The 13,813-nt window shown below is 29.0% G+C and carries 15 protein-coding genes; 10 read left to right on the plus strand and 5 right to left on the minus strand.

Going from position 1 to position 13,813, the window contains the following annotated elements; genetic code table 11:
* Nucleotides 1-25: 25 nt before the first annotated feature.
* Nucleotides 26-565 (plus strand): P13 family porin, encoded by a 540-nt coding sequence (locus HNP67_RS04080; RefSeq protein WP_184125187.1) that lies wholly within the window; start codon nucleotides 26-28, stop codon nucleotides 563-565.
* A 69-nt stretch (nucleotides 566-634) separates the two neighbouring features.
* On the opposite strand, the gene smpB is transcribed toward HNP67_RS04080, so the two are convergent.
* Both smpB and HNP67_RS04090 read right to left on the minus strand, forming a co-directional pair.
* Nucleotides 635-1,087: an SsrA-binding protein SmpB gene (gene smpB, locus HNP67_RS04085; RefSeq protein ID WP_184125189.1), complete on the minus strand. Its 453-nt coding sequence runs from the start codon at nucleotides 1,085-1,087 to the stop codon at nucleotides 635-637.
* An 11-nt stretch (nucleotides 1,088-1,098) separates the two neighbouring features.
* Entirely contained in the window at nucleotides 1,099-2,571 is a 1,473-nt protein-coding gene (locus HNP67_RS04090; RefSeq protein ID WP_184125191.1) for an SUMF1/EgtB/PvdO family nonheme iron enzyme, read from the minus strand.
* Nucleotides 2,572-2,641: 70 nt separating this feature from the next.
* On the opposite strand from HNP67_RS04090, the gene HNP67_RS04095 reads away from it, so the two are divergent.
* The 3 genes from HNP67_RS04095 to HNP67_RS04105 are packed head-to-tail and all read left to right on the plus strand — an operon-like array spanning nucleotide 2,642 to nucleotide 4,686.
* Complete coding sequence (locus HNP67_RS04095) at nucleotides 2,642-3,622, plus strand: S26 family signal peptidase (RefSeq protein ID WP_184125193.1); 981 nt, start codon at nucleotides 2,642-2,644, stop codon at nucleotides 3,620-3,622.
* A 1-nt stretch (nucleotide 3,623) separates the two neighbouring features.
* Nucleotides 3,624-4,265 carry a signal peptidase I gene (lepB, locus tag HNP67_RS04100; RefSeq protein WP_184125195.1) on the plus strand — a complete coding sequence of 214 codons (642 nt, stop codon included), beginning with the start codon at nucleotides 3,624-3,626 and terminating at the stop codon, nucleotides 4,263-4,265.
* Nucleotides 4,255-4,686, plus strand: coding sequence for a DUF188 domain-containing protein (locus HNP67_RS04105; RefSeq protein ID WP_184125198.1), 432 nt, complete (start codon nucleotides 4,255-4,257; stop codon nucleotides 4,684-4,686). The genes lepB and HNP67_RS04105 overlap by 11 nt, the downstream gene beginning before the upstream one ends.
* On the opposite strand, the gene bamB is transcribed toward HNP67_RS04105, so the two are convergent.
* On the minus strand, nucleotides 4,672-5,721 hold the full coding sequence (bamB, locus tag HNP67_RS04110) for an outer membrane protein assembly factor BamB (protein ID WP_184125200.1): 1,050 nt from the start codon (nucleotides 5,719-5,721) through the stop codon (nucleotides 4,672-4,674). The genes HNP67_RS04105 and bamB overlap by 15 nt on opposite strands.
* A 7-nt stretch (nucleotides 5,722-5,728) precedes the next feature.
* Nucleotides 5,729-6,367: a BB0027 family outer member beta-barrel protein gene (locus tag HNP67_RS04115; protein ID WP_184125202.1), complete on the minus strand. Its 639-nt coding sequence runs from the start codon at nucleotides 6,365-6,367 to the stop codon at nucleotides 5,729-5,731.
* Between the two features lie 150 nt (nucleotides 6,368-6,517).
* Here HNP67_RS04115 and HNP67_RS04120 point away from each other — a divergent pair, with 150 nt between their 5' ends.
* Both HNP67_RS04120 and HNP67_RS04125 read left to right on the plus strand, forming a co-directional pair.
* Nucleotides 6,518-7,423 (plus strand): bifunctional 5,10-methylenetetrahydrofolate dehydrogenase/5,10-methenyltetrahydrofolate cyclohydrolase, encoded by a 906-nt coding sequence (locus HNP67_RS04120; RefSeq protein ID WP_184125204.1) that lies wholly within the window; start codon nucleotides 6,518-6,520, stop codon nucleotides 7,421-7,423.
* Entirely contained in the window at nucleotides 7,424-8,155 is a 732-nt protein-coding gene (locus HNP67_RS04125) for a YebC/PmpR family DNA-binding transcriptional regulator (RefSeq protein WP_184125206.1), read from the plus strand.
* Between the two features lie 6 nt (nucleotides 8,156-8,161).
* On the opposite strand, the gene HNP67_RS04130 is transcribed toward HNP67_RS04125, so the two are convergent.
* On the minus strand, nucleotides 8,162-9,307 hold the full coding sequence (locus HNP67_RS04130) for a PQQ-dependent sugar dehydrogenase (RefSeq protein WP_184125208.1): 1,146 nt from the start codon (nucleotides 9,305-9,307) through the stop codon (nucleotides 8,162-8,164).
* 70 nt (nucleotides 9,308-9,377) lie between these two features.
* Here HNP67_RS04130 and ruvA point away from each other — a divergent pair, with 70 nt between their 5' ends.
* From ruvA to HNP67_RS04150, 4 genes are all read left to right on the plus strand, one after another.
* A complete protein-coding gene (ruvA, locus tag HNP67_RS04135; protein ID WP_184125210.1) occupies nucleotides 9,378-9,971 on the plus strand; it encodes a Holliday junction branch migration protein RuvA in 594 nt (197 codons plus the stop codon).
* Between the two features lie 42 nt (nucleotides 9,972-10,013).
* On the plus strand, nucleotides 10,014-11,057 hold the full coding sequence (gene ruvB, locus HNP67_RS04140; protein WP_184125212.1) for a Holliday junction branch migration DNA helicase RuvB: 1,044 nt from the start codon (nucleotides 10,014-10,016) through the stop codon (nucleotides 11,055-11,057).
* Nucleotides 11,032-12,072 (plus strand): tRNA preQ1(34) S-adenosylmethionine ribosyltransferase-isomerase QueA, encoded by a 1,041-nt coding sequence (gene queA / locus HNP67_RS04145; RefSeq protein ID WP_184125214.1) that lies wholly within the window; start codon nucleotides 11,032-11,034, stop codon nucleotides 12,070-12,072. The genes ruvB and queA overlap by 26 nt, the downstream gene beginning before the upstream one ends.
* Before the next feature lie 71 nt (nucleotides 12,073-12,143).
* The gene (locus HNP67_RS04150) at nucleotides 12,144-13,811 is read left to right on the plus strand and encodes a diphosphate--fructose-6-phosphate 1-phosphotransferase (RefSeq protein ID WP_184125216.1); all 1,668 of its coding nucleotides are present in this window, start codon (nucleotides 12,144-12,146) and stop codon (nucleotides 13,809-13,811) included.
* The last annotated feature ends 2 nt before the right edge of the window (nucleotides 13,812-13,813 follow it).

Genomic DNA, 13,813 nt, shown 5'->3' on the forward strand with positions numbered 1-13,813 from the left:
TACCAGTTTTAATAAAGGGGTTTTTATGAATAAATTTTTAATTTTTGTTTTGGTAACCTTTTGTGTTTTTTCTAGCTTTGCTCAAGCTGATGATTCTAAAAGTGGTGCGTTTGGTATGAGTGCTGGAGAAAAACTTTTGGTTTATGAAACTAGCAAGCAAGATCCTATTGTACCATTTTTATTGAACCTATTTTTAGGGTTTGGAATAGGCTCCTTTGCTCAAGGTGATATTCTAGGAGGTTCTCTTATTCTTGGATTTGATGCGGTTGGTATAGGACTTATACTTACGGGAGCTTATTTGGATATCAAAGCTCTTGATAATAATGCCAAAAAAGCTGCTTTTCAATGGACTTGGGGTAAGGGAGTTATATTGGCAGGTGTAGTTACTATGGCTGTGACAAGATTGACAGAAATTATTCTTCCATTTACATTTGCCAATAGTTATAATAGGAAGCTAAAAAATAGCCTTAATGTAGCTTTAGGAGGATTTGAGCCTAGCTTTGATATTGCTATGAGTCAAGCAAGTGCTCTTGGGTTTGAACTATCTTTCAAGAAAAGCTATTAATTTTATTTATTACAGAAATGAGTGATTGCAATTTTGTATTGTGATTGCTCATTGTAATTAAAAGAGCTTTTATTTATATTTTATTTCTCTACTAAGATCTTTTTTTATGCTTTTTTGTTTTAGTATTTCTCTTTTATCATACAATTTTTTTCCTTTACATATTCCAACTTCTACTTTGATTATTGATTTTTTTAAATAAAAACTAATAGGAATTAAAGTATATCCCTCTTTTTCTTTAAATTTTTTTAGCCTTTGTAATTCCTTTTTTTTGATTAAAAGTTTTCTAGATCTTAATTCATCATGATTAAAGATATTTCCTTCTTTATATTTTGATACGTGCAAGTTTTCAAGCCACAATTCTTCTTTTTTTATGCTTGCAAAGCTATTATTAAATGATAATTTTTTTGCCTTTATTGATTTTACTTCAGTTCCTTTTAGCACTATTCCACAACTTATTTTCTCTTCAATAAAGTAATTAAATTTAGCTTTTTTGTTTTCAAGAATCAAAGTGTTTGTGTTCAAATCTATTCCTTTTATTCCTTTGATACAATCAACCTAAAACCAATGTTTGGAGAACTCCAATTTTTCAAAAAAGAAGCTTTAGTTGATGGATTGAGTAAATTATTATTTTGATGAGAGTATGTTCTAATTTCTGTTATCAATGAGTAAAAATTTGAATTTTCGTTATAAAAATCTTTTTCGTTTTTGAATATTGCGATATCATTAAAGGATGAATTTTGCATTAAATTCCAAAATCCAACTTTTTTTGATATTTCATTAATATTTAATGGGTTTCTATTTGGTTCTTTTTGGTACAATTCCCATTCTTGTGATATAGGCAGTCTTGCTTTAAACCCGTTGGGAAGTTTTTTAGAGTACCAGTTGGCGTATTCTATTGCTGAGAAATAAGATATTCCCGTGATAGCTTCATTTAAGCCTATTTGATTAAAATTTTTAAGATAATTTTCATCTACAAGTTGTTCTTTAATTAAATTTTCTTTGTTATTTAATGCCCATTTTGGATTTTCTTTTAAAAAATCTTGATACTCGTATTTTGTAACATTTTGTTCTTGAATAAGAAATTCTTTTATACTATAGGTAGATTTTAGTGAAATATTTTTAGAATCTAATGAATCTAATTCATAATTTTGAATTTTTTCGATTTTATTTGAATTTATTTTTTTAAATCCAGGTAATTTTATATTGATTTTTTCATTTTTAGAAATTAATTGAATATTTTCATTGTCTAAAGTTTTGGTTAATGTTTTAACCCATGGTTCATTTTTTGTTAGCATTTTTAAATCTTTATCTAAATTTTCTAAAAACCAAAAGATAGCTCTATTTTCTAAATTAAAATTTGTTTTCAAAGAGTTCCATATTTCTTCTTGATTGCTATTGTTTTGGTCTATTGAATATACAACTTTATATGAATTTAGAAAATCCTTAAACATTTCGATTGAATTTAAGTAAGGTATGGAATTTTTTAGAAATTTTTTAATGTATTTAGGATGTTCTTTGAGTTCACTAGATATTAATGAAAATACAGGAATTAGTTTTGTATTTTCGTTAGTATTTTTTATTTTTACCATTATAGAGAGCTCTTTTTGTCTTTGTTTAATAATCTTTTCAGGATCAACCAGTTCTAAATTTACTTGCAAATTGTAGCTTCCAAAAAATTTGTTGTGAATTTTTATCTTTTGTTCGTATGTTTTAAATCCCATCCTTTTTGCTCTAATAATTCCTTCAGTGGCATTTATATATTTGTTAAGTGGAGTTCTGCCAATATATTTTTCGTTTAAATATATGTAAGTGTTTGCAATATTGGAATTTATTTTTAAATATGCTCCTGGATTTTTAAACTTAGGTATGATTATTAAAATTGATGCTAGACTTAAAAGCAATATTATTGTTGCAAGAAATATGTAAACCTTAGGTGCTACTCCTAGAATTGGCTTTAATTTAACTTCAAAAAGCTCAATATTTGAATTCTCGTCAACCTCTTTCATCTTTTAAAGTATAGAAAAGTATTTAAATAAGTGTCAATATTTTGTATGATTTAATTCTTGAGGTTAGATTATGTATTTAAGAAGATTGGATAAATTTGCATCTTTTTTGGTACACATTGTTGAGAAATATTTGACATATAGAAAAAGAAAGAAGTATTTTTGCAAATTAAGGGCTAAGAAACGAGGGTTTTTGCTTAACTTTTTATTTGATTTTATAGCAGCAGCAATTTTTGTATTAGTGATAAATCAATATTTTGTTCAAGCTTATAAAATACCATCAGGTTCAATGGAAAATGCTCTTCAAATAGGGGATTTTTTATTTGTAGATAAATTTTCTTATGGTCCTGAGCTTTTGCCAGGGTTATTTAAGATTAATGGTTTTAAAGTCCCAGAAGAATCCGATATTATTATTTTTGAAAATCCAGAGTATAAATCAAAGGGTGTTTTTTTTGATATCTTTCAAAGAATACTTTACATGTTAACGTTATCTTTTATTGATCTTGATAGAGATGAATATGGCAATCCTAATGTTAGGTTTCTTGTGAAAAGGGGTGTGTTTGCAGATGGTAAAATTGTTAGATTTAATAACGGTAAAGCTTATATTAAAAGAGAGGGCGAGGAAAATTTTATTTTAGAAGATTCTTATTGGGAATTGGTTGATAAAAATTTTAAAATTAAAAAAATTGTGGCGAATGAGGACTATGGGATTTATGGTGATTTTGCTATGTTTGTTGCTCTAAGCCAGTTAAATATAAATTTAAGTAGTACTCCCGATTTTTCCTTTTTTGATGTTAGAATGATTGATAGGTTTGAGTTTGAAAGATTGGAATATAAGTATTTATCTGCTTTTATGCCTTATGTTGATTATTATATGGAAAAAGCTATAATAAGAGATTGTGGAATTTATGTTCCTTATGGATATGTTTTGCCAATTGGGGACAACAGAGATAATTCTCATGACGGGCGATTTTTTGGAGTAATCAATAAGAATAAAGTGCTTGGAAGAACCTTGATAATATATCTTCCATTTTCTAGAGTAGGGTTTATTTAAAGTGGCTCCATATTTAACTTTTGAGCAAAGACTTTTGAGGAAAAAGCAAAGGAAAGTTTTTTTAAAATATATTGTAACATTTTTAATGTTAAATTTTTTTTTCACAAAGTTTGTTTTGCAAATTTTTATGATTAAAAGTAATGAGATGTTGCCAACAATAACAAAAAATGCTAGTTTATTTTTTGTAGCAACACATATGACTTCTTTTTTTATTCCATTGAAAATGAATGATATTGTTCTTTATGAGGATTTTAGGTTAAGTAATAATTTTTTATTAACTTTAATAAAAGATTTCTTTTTTTTAAATAAAATTTTTAAAAGAGCAAGCTATAAAGTATCAAGAATAGTAGCTGTTCAGGGTGATTCTGTGTATGTTAGAGGTTTAAATGTTCTGGTAAATAAAAAGGATACAAATTTTTTTTATTTGAATGGCAATTTGGTTAGCTATTATAAGTTGAATAATTTTTTTAATACAGATGCAGACGAAGTGATCAAGTGTTTTACTTTAAAAAAAAATGAATTTTTTTTACTAAACGACAATTTAAGTGTTTTAAATGATTCTAGAATATTTGGACCTATTAATAAAAATGCTATTGTTTCTTTTTTGGCCTTTAAGGTAGTGGACTATAAGATTGTTAAATAAAATTTTTGTTGATGCTGATTCTTGTAATTTTAAGATAGTAAAATTTTTACAAAAATTTATATTACATAATAAATCAGAACTTATTGTAGTTTCTAATAAGTTTTTAAATTTAGAAAAAACAGAAAATGTTGCTTTGGAAGTGGTAGACAATGTTGATTCATTTATTTTGGATTCAGCAGATAGGTATAGCCTTGTGATTACTCGAGATATTGTTTTTGCCAAACTTCTTTTAGATATTGAGGCTAAGGTTATGAATGATGAGGGTCGAATTTTTGATATGAATAATATAAATTATTTATATTTTAGATCTAAGATTAATTTCAATTTGAAAATTAAGATTAAAAAATATTATGATGGAGATTTTAATAAATCTAGATATGAGAAATTTATAACGAATTTTTATTTTTTATTCTTTAGTTAATTTTCTGTTTTCCAATTTCCACAGACCCTTGCCTTGAGTTAATATGTAAATCGTGTTGTTTGATACGGGAATAATATCATTAAGTCCCGTTTTGCTTAGCTGAGATCCGTTATAAGCTCCAGGTTCTACAGATTTTGAGGGTGCTTGTAGATTAAAGATCCCTTCTTTATTTTTTGCAAATTCTGCAAATCCATTATTACTTCCGATTAATATTGCATCATTAAATTCTCTTGCAAAGTAGCCACTAAATTCGCCTACTTCGTCTTGATTAAATATTGGTGTTGTGTAATTATTTGCACTTGAGTACACTTTAAATTTTGTATCTAAATTATTATAACCACCAGTCATTACTAAAGTTTCAGAAAAACCTCTAATGTTTGTTTTAATGATAGGCATTATTTCCTTGGCTTGTTGATAGTCTATGTTTGTGTATGTATTGGCATTCATTTGCCATATTTTAAGTGAATTTCCTGTAATTAAGTTGTCTTCATTTGATATTTGATAAAATTTGTCATTTTCAGTAGTTTGTGATGGTGTTTTGTCAACTCCTTGTAGATCAAAAATTTTCTCACGATTATTTTTATCTATAGCTAAAATATATGCTTCTTTTACGCCATCTCTTCCCACAGATTTTAAGAATTTATATGCTTTTAGCGGTTTTTTAAATTTTAATTTCCAGTCTTTTCCATTTAGCTCGCAAACTTCTAGTTCTTCTTGTTTGTTTTGTGCTAAAAGATAGGTTTTACCAGATATATTTACAATGTCATTTATAAACTCATAAGAATTGCTCAAATCAATTTTTTCAATTGTGCCGTTTTCTTTTTTAAATAAATGCATGGCTGCAATGTAGAGAGTTTCTCCTACTAGAGAAATTCCTCTTGGACTTGAACTGCCTAAAATATTGTATTCATGTTTTATTTTTTGCAGATTGCCTAATTGGGAAAATATGGATTCGCTTGAGCATGCTAGTAGTAAAAATATTAATAGGTTTAAAATTAATCTTTTTTTAAAATAGTTTTCATATTTTTGTTTCATTTTTATCCTACAATTTATTTACATTCACTGTAACTGATAATGATATAAGTGCAAAATGTGCCATTTTAGCAGAATTTCCAAATTCAAACATCATCCACCAAGATGCTGTTGCTCCAAAAGCCCATTTATAGTTAAAGTTCCATAAAATTCCAGATCCAAAAGAGATTGTAGGGAGTGCATCAAAAGTTCTTAAATTTGTAATATTATTGTTTCTATCTCCATATGTATTAAGAGAAAACCCTATATTTGTGAAAACTGGAATTTGAAATAATTCTCCTATATCAAATATGTAATTTAATGAAAATGTAATAGGTACACTATAAAAAATTTTACCCACGCTTGAATCTGGATTTAATATGTTAAAAGAATGGTTAATATCAAAGTTAAACATATATCTTAGTTCGAGTCCAATTGCCAAATTGTTTAAAATATGGTACTGATATTTTATTGCCCCAATACCTCCTGGATATAAATTAGTGGGATAAGCTTTTGATAAGTCGTTGTAAAAAATAGGAACTCCAACGCTTAAATCTATTCCTAAAGTGGAGTTTGTATGCCTATCAATATTGACTGCGGCCGCAATTTTTTTTATGTTTACACCAATTAGCAAAACTGCAATTAGTGTTATAAAAAGATACTTTTTCATTATTCTCCATTCTTTTAAAATTATTATTCTTGTTTATTATAGTTGAAAATAAATTTAATTACAATTTGAAATTTGGTCATTTGGCTTTCCTTATATTGACAATCTAAGTATAATATTAAGGTAATCTTGTTGGGTTTTAAGGGGTATGTTTTGAATACTGTATTTAATGGGAAAGATTTTGCGAATAAGTATTATTTAATGCTCAAAGAATTCTTAAAGCAGCATGACTTGAGAGATAAAATTGCATTAAAAGTTATTTTAGCAAATAATGAGCCTGCAAGCAAGCTTTATGTTTCAATCAAGAGTCGAGTTGCAAAAGAGATTGGCTTGAATGTTGAAGTAATTAAATTTTCTACAAGTCCTGTTCAAAGTGATATTTTACAAGTAATTGATAGAGAAAATAAAAATTTAAGTACAGATGGAATTATTGTTCAATTGCCCCTTTTGAAAGGTATGGATTTAAATTCTATTTTAAATGGCATAGTTTCTTCAAAAGATGTTGATGGCTTATCTTTTGTTAATTTGGGGAAAATGATTTTGGGCGATAAAAAAGGATTTATTCCTTGTACAGCTCTTGCTGTATTAAAGATTTTGCGAGATGAAGGGATAAAAACAGCTGGAAAAACGGTTGTTGTGGTTGGTAGAAGTCCTCTTGTAGGAAGGCCTATTTCAATATTGCTCTCATCAAAACCTTATGATGCAACTGTTATCACTTGTCACAGTAAGAGTATTTATTTAGATGTTTATTTAAGACAAGCAGATATTGTTATTTCTGCTGTTGGTAAACCCAGGTTAATAGATAAAAGTATGTTGTGCGGAAAACCTTATGTGATTGATATTGGCATTTCTGAAATTGAGACTGATAACGGAAAAATTCTCTCAGGTGATACAGATTTTGACAATATTAAAGAGTGTGTTGAATTTATTACTCCTGTTAAGGGGGGAATAGGTCCTGTTACGGTTCTTATGTTAATGTTTAATACAATTAAAGCTCATTTGATTAATAATAAGATGTTTGACGTTTTAAATCGGTTGGAAAAATTGGTGGAGGTGTAAATGTCTGGTCACAGTAAATGGTCAACAATAAAGAGGAAAAAAGGTGCTCTTGATGCAAAGCGCAATAAGATTTTTACAAAGTTAATAAGAGAAATAACTATTGCAGCTAAAATAGGGGGGGGAGATATTGAATCTAATCCAAGACTAAGGGTAGCTGTTAATAAGGCTAAAGTTGCCAATATGCCTAAAGATAATATTGAGAAGGCAATAAAAAAGGGTATTGGCGGTAATGAAGGGGTTGAATATTTTGAAATAACTTATGAAGCCTATGCTCCTTATGGGGTGGCTCTAATGATTAAATGCTTAACAGATAATAAAAACAGAACTTCTAGTGATGTAAAAAGTGTTCTTGCAAAAGGTGGAGGATCTCTTGGTACTCCAGGTTCAGTCTCATATATGTTTTACAGGAAGGGTCTTATTGTTTACAATTTAGAAAAATATCGTGAGGATGAAATAATGGAATTTGCATTAGAAGTTGGTGTTGAAGATATTTTAGTTTCAAACAATGAAGCGGAAGTTATAACAAGTCCTGATGATTTTGATAAAGTTTTATCTTTTTTAAAAACTAAATTTAAAGAAGAAGTTGCAGAGATAGCTTTAATTCCTGAAAATAAAATTTCTTTAAATAAAGAGCAAGCAGAAAAAATAATTCTTCTTGTTGAAAAGCTTGAAGATTTTGATGATGTTCAGGAAGTAATTCATAATTTGGAGGTCCCAGAAGAATTAAGTTAATTTTATTTAAATCTTTTCGTAGTAGACTCTGTATATTTTATTTCCAAAATCATCTGTAAAAAGAATTGAACCATCATAATATGTGATTATATCAACAGGGCGCCCAAATTTAGAGTTATCAGGTTTTAAAAACCCATATAAAAAAGTCTTGTAATTTTTTGCTGTTCTAGTTTTAGAATCAATGTCTAGTGTAGTTATTCTGTAGCCAACAGGAGAAGATCTGTTCCACGAGCCGTGTTCTGCTATGAATAATTTATTTATATATTCTTTTGGGAAGTTATTTCCTTGGTAAAAGTGTATTCCAAGTGGAGCTACATGTGCGGGAAGTTCGTAAATAGGTGGGCTAAACTTAGTGTTTTTGGGTGCTTTGTTATACAAACTGTAAATTTTTTTTTGATTTTTCCCAAAAACATAGGGAAATCCAAAATGTTCTTTATATTCGGCTATTACGTTTATTTCATCTGGGGGAATGTTGTCTCCTAATCCGTCTTGGCCATTGTCGCTAAAATATATGTCATTGCTGATTGGATGAAAATCAAACCCAACTGAGTTTCTCACTCCAAAAGCCACTATTTCTTCTTTTTTTGTTTTTAAATCAATGCTAAGGATTATTGCTTCTTTTTTTGGAGGAATTTCAGCATTGTGTTGGGATCCTATGTTTACCATTAATTTATTATTTTTAGGATCCACTTTAATGTAACGCCCTGCATGCATTTTAGAATGATTTTTTGGTAAAAGTGAAAAAATTTGCATTTTCCATGTATAGTCTTTATTTGATTTTATGCTTTTATTAATTTCTTCTTTTACATTTTCAACTACATATATTTTATTGACAGAAGATATATAGAGTTTGTTATCCCAATAAGCAATGCCAATAGGTTTTTCTAGGGTTTTTGCTATGGTATAAATTTTTTTGTTCTTTGTTACAAGGTATGCAAAAGTGCTCCCAGATCCTATGAATATGTTTCCATCTTGATCGCTTGTGATTCCTCTGGGTTTTTTAATTGTATTGTTTAAAAAAATTTCGACTTTAAATCCATTTGGAACTTTTAGTGTGTTTGTTGTTTCTATTGCTGCTATGGTTATAGATGAGATTAAGAAGATAGTTGTTGTAATTAATTGAAAATAGCTATTTAAAAATTTATTGTTCATTTAGTGTCCTTTTTTTTACTTAAGGCTTTTGCTTTAAATTGGATGTTTCTGTGTAATATAATTTAATTATATGATAAATAAGATTCATGGTAAAGTTATAGAAAAAAAAGAATCTAGTTTGGTTTTAATGACTACTGTTTTTGAATTTGAGCTTTTAGTTAGTGCATTTTGTCTTGCTAATTATAATTTGTCAGACAAAGTAGAGCTATTTACTTATCTTTATATGAGAGAAAATGAATTAAAACTTTTTGGATTTTTGAATTCAGATGAAAGAGAAATCTTTAAGGAGCTTATTGGAGTAAGTGGGATAGGGCCAAGGGCCGCTTTAAGAGTGTTATCCCATATAAGGTATAATGAGTTTAAGGAGGCTATTGATAGAGAGGATGTTGAGCTTGTTTCTAAAATCAAAGGCATTGGCAAAAAAATGGCTGGTAAAATGTTTTTACATCTTCAAGGCAAGCTTTTGATTAATAGTGAGCTTGAATCTACTAGTCTTTTTAGATTTAAAGAATTAGAAGAATCAATTGTTAGTATGGGATTTGATAGAAAAATTGTTAATATCAAGATTAGAGAGGCTTTCAATTTAGTTGAATTTTCAAATTTAAAAGATTCTGAAAAGGAGCAGTTTTTATTTAAGGAGGTTTTAAAAAGAATGTCGAATTAATTGTTAGTTTTTATAGAGAAAAATAGTTTTTAAGGAGTATTTATGAAAGAAGAAAATAATATAAGCTTTTTAAGCTCTAATGAAAATTATTTATATGATAAGGGTGAAAATGAGCTTAGACCCAAAGTTTTTGAAGATTTTAAAGGTCAGGTTAATGTTAAAGAAACCCTTAGTATTTTTATAAGAGCTTCCAAAGAAAGAGATGAGGCCTTAGACCATGTGTTTTTAAGTGGTCCGCCAGGTCTTGGGAAAACTACTCTTGCAAGTATTATTGCCTTTGAGATGAATGCTTCGATTAAGATTACTTCAGCTCCGGCTTTTGACAAGCCCAAAGATATTATTGGAATTTTAACAGGTCTTGATGAAAAGAGTGTTTTATTTATTGATGAAATACATAGACTCAGGCCAATAATAGAAGAAATGCTTTGTATTGCCATGGAAGATTATGAGCTGGATTGGGTAATAGGGCAAGGAGCTAATGCAAGAACTGTTCGAATGCCACTTCCAAAATTCACATTGATTGGAGCTACTACTAAACCGGGAAAAGTAACATCTCCACTTTATGCGAGATTTGGAATTACTGCAAGATTTGAACTTTACAGCGAAATAGAGCTTGTTGAGATAATAAGGAGAAATTCTATTATTTTAAATATTGAAATAGAAGAGGATGCTGCTTTTCTTCTTGCAAGAAGTTCAAGAGGGACTCCTCGAATAGCAAATAGATTGCTAAGGAGAATAAGAGATATTGCTCAGGTAACCGGAAGTTTGGTTATTACAGGTGATATTGTTTCAATTGGACTTGAAATGCTTAGAATTGATGGAGAAGGCCTTGATGAGCAGGATAGAAATATTTTAAGAAGTTTAATATTGAAATTTAATGGGGGGCCTGTAGGTGTTGACACTTTAGCTATTTCTGTAGGGGAAACAGCAGATTCTCTTGAAGACTTTTATGAGCCTTATTTAATTATGAAAGGATTTATCAGTAGAACTCACAGAGGGCGCAAAGCTACTGAGTTTGCGTATCTTCACTTAAACTTAGAGATGAAAGAGGATGGTCTTAATGAAAACCAAAGAGTTTCATTTTAACTTGCCCTATTCTTTAATAGCTCAATATCCAAGTGAAAAAAGAGGATCTTCAAGACTAATGGTGCTAGATCCTAAATTGCAAAAAATTTACCATGAAGATTCTGTAAACAATATTTTAAAATATATAAATAGCGACATTTTTATTGTTTTTAATAATTCAAAAGTTAGAAAATCAAGAATGTATGCAGAATCAGATATGGGCAGTAATGTTGAGTTTTTAATTTTGGATAGAATTGACACTAATTTGTTTACTGCGCTTATTTCTAAGTCTAAAAAACAAATTGTTGGAAATCTTTACAAATTTCCTGAAGGATTGATAGGTAAAATTTTGTCAAAAAATAGTAGTGAGATTGTTTTAAAATTTGATGTTAATGTTGGAGAAGATTATTTTGAAAAACATGGTTTTGTTCCCATACCTCCTTACATTAAAAGAGATTATGACAAAATAGATGAAGATCGGTATCAAACTGTTTATTCTAAATACGTTGGTTCTGCAGCTTCTGCGACTGCAGGGTTGCATTTCAGTAGGGATTTGTTTTTTGCTTTTGAAAGGAACAATATTGAATATGATTTTATTACTCTTCATGTGGGGCTTGGCACTTTTCTTCCCGTAAGATCAAAAAAGGTCGAAGAACACAATATGCATTTTGAAACTTTTTTAATAAAAGATTGTGTGGCTAAAAGACTACAAAATGCGAAATTTTTTGGTAAAAAAATTTTATCAATTGGCACTACAACTCTTAGGGCTTTAGAGGCATCTTATGATAATAAACTTAAGAAGTTTAAAACAGGTCAGCAAAGTACAAATCTTTTTATTTATCCTGGCAAGAACTATTGTTTTAAGTTTGTCGACATGCTTTTTACAAATTTCCACACACCACAATCTACACTTTTGATGTTGGTTTCTTCATTTGCAGGTAAAGATTTTGTGTTTAGTTCTTATGAAGAAGCTATAAATACAGGTTATAAATTTTTTTCTTATGGTGATGCTATGTTAGTTTTAAATCATATATAGATATTAGTTGTGAATTATTTTAATATTTAAGTTATGATAAGGCTTAACTTAAATCATTAGGAGGAAAATGTATGAATACTTCTCTTTTTAAGCAAGAAAGGCAAAATTATGTTCCTAAATTGCCAAATATTTTAAAAAAAGATTTTAATAATATTAGCTTGGTTTATAGAGAAAAGACTGAAGCAATTCAAGATAGACAGGCTTTAAAAGAATTTTTTAAGAATACTTATGGGTTGCCAATTGTAAGTTTTACCGAAGGAAAGTCCAATTTATCTTTTTCAAAAGCTTTAAATATCGGAATTATTCTTTCTGGAGGGCCTGCTCCTGGGGGGCATAATGTTATATCTGGTGTTTTTGATGCAATAAAAAAATTTAATGCAAATTCAAAGATTTTTGGGTTTAAAGGGGGCCCTTTGGGCCTGTTGGAAAATGACAAAATTGAACTTACTGAAAGCCTAGTAAATTCTTATAGAAATACCGGGGGTTTTGATATTGTATCTTCTGGAAGAACAAAAATAGAAACCGAAGAACATTATAATAAAGCTCTATTTGTTGCCAAAGAAAACAATCTTAATGCGATTATTATTATTGGTGGTGATGATTCGAATACTAATGCTGCTATTCTTGCTGAGTATTTCAAAAAGAAGGGAGAGAATATTCAAGTTATTGGAGTTCCAAAGACAATTGATGCTGATCTTAAAAATGATTATATTGAAATTTCATTTGGGTTTGATTCTGCTACAAAAATTTATTCTGAGTTGATAGGTAATTTGTGTAGAGATGCTATGTCGACTAAAAAATATTGGCATTTTGTTAAACTTATGGGTAGGAGTGCATCTCATGTTGCTTTAGAATGTGCTTTAAAAACTCATCCAAACATTTGTATTGTGTCTGAAGAAGTTTTGGCTAAAAAGAAAACTTTGTCTGAGATTGTAGATGAAATGGTATTTGTTATCTTAAAGAGATCTTTAAATGGGGATAATTTTGGAATAGTTATAGTTCCTGAGGGTCTGATTGAGTTTATTCCAGAAGTTAAGTCTTTAATGGTTGAATTATGTGATATTTTTGATAAAAATGAAGGTGAGTTTAAGGGGCTTAATATTGAAGGGATGAAAGAAGTTTTCGTTGCCAAGCTTAGTGATTATATGAAGAGAGTTTATTTGTCTTTGCCTTTGTTTATTCAATTTGAACTTGTAAATTCAATTTTGGAAAGAGATCCCCATGGGAATTTTAATGTTTCAAGAGTTCCTACTGAAAAATTGTTTATTGAAATGGTTCAATCAAGATTAAATGAGTTGAAAAAAAGTGGAGAATATAAGGGAAGTTTTATCCCAGTCGATCATTTCTTTGGCTATGAAGGTAGAAGTGCTTTTCCTTCTAATTTTGATAGTGATTATTGTTATAGCTTAGGATATAATGCTGTTGTTCTTATTTTAAATGGTCTTACAGGCTATATGTCTTGTATAAAAAATTTAAATTTAAAACCAACAGATTGGATTGCAGGAGGAGTGCCTCTAACAATGTTTATGAACATGGAAGAGAGGTATGGAGAGAAAAAGCCTGTTATAAAAAAAACTCTAGTTGATTTAGAAGGAAGACCATTTAGAGAGTTTGTTAAAAATCGTGATAAGTGGGCTTTGAATAATTTGTATTTATGTCCAGGTCCTGTACAGTATTTTGGTTCTTCTGAAATTGTTGATGAAATAACTGAGACTTTAAAATTAGAATTATTAAAGTAGAA

This window comes from Borreliella californiensis, from assembly GCF_014205885.1.
GTDB classification, from domain to species: domain Bacteria; phylum Spirochaetota; class Spirochaetia; order Borreliales; family Borreliaceae; genus Borreliella; species Borreliella californiensis.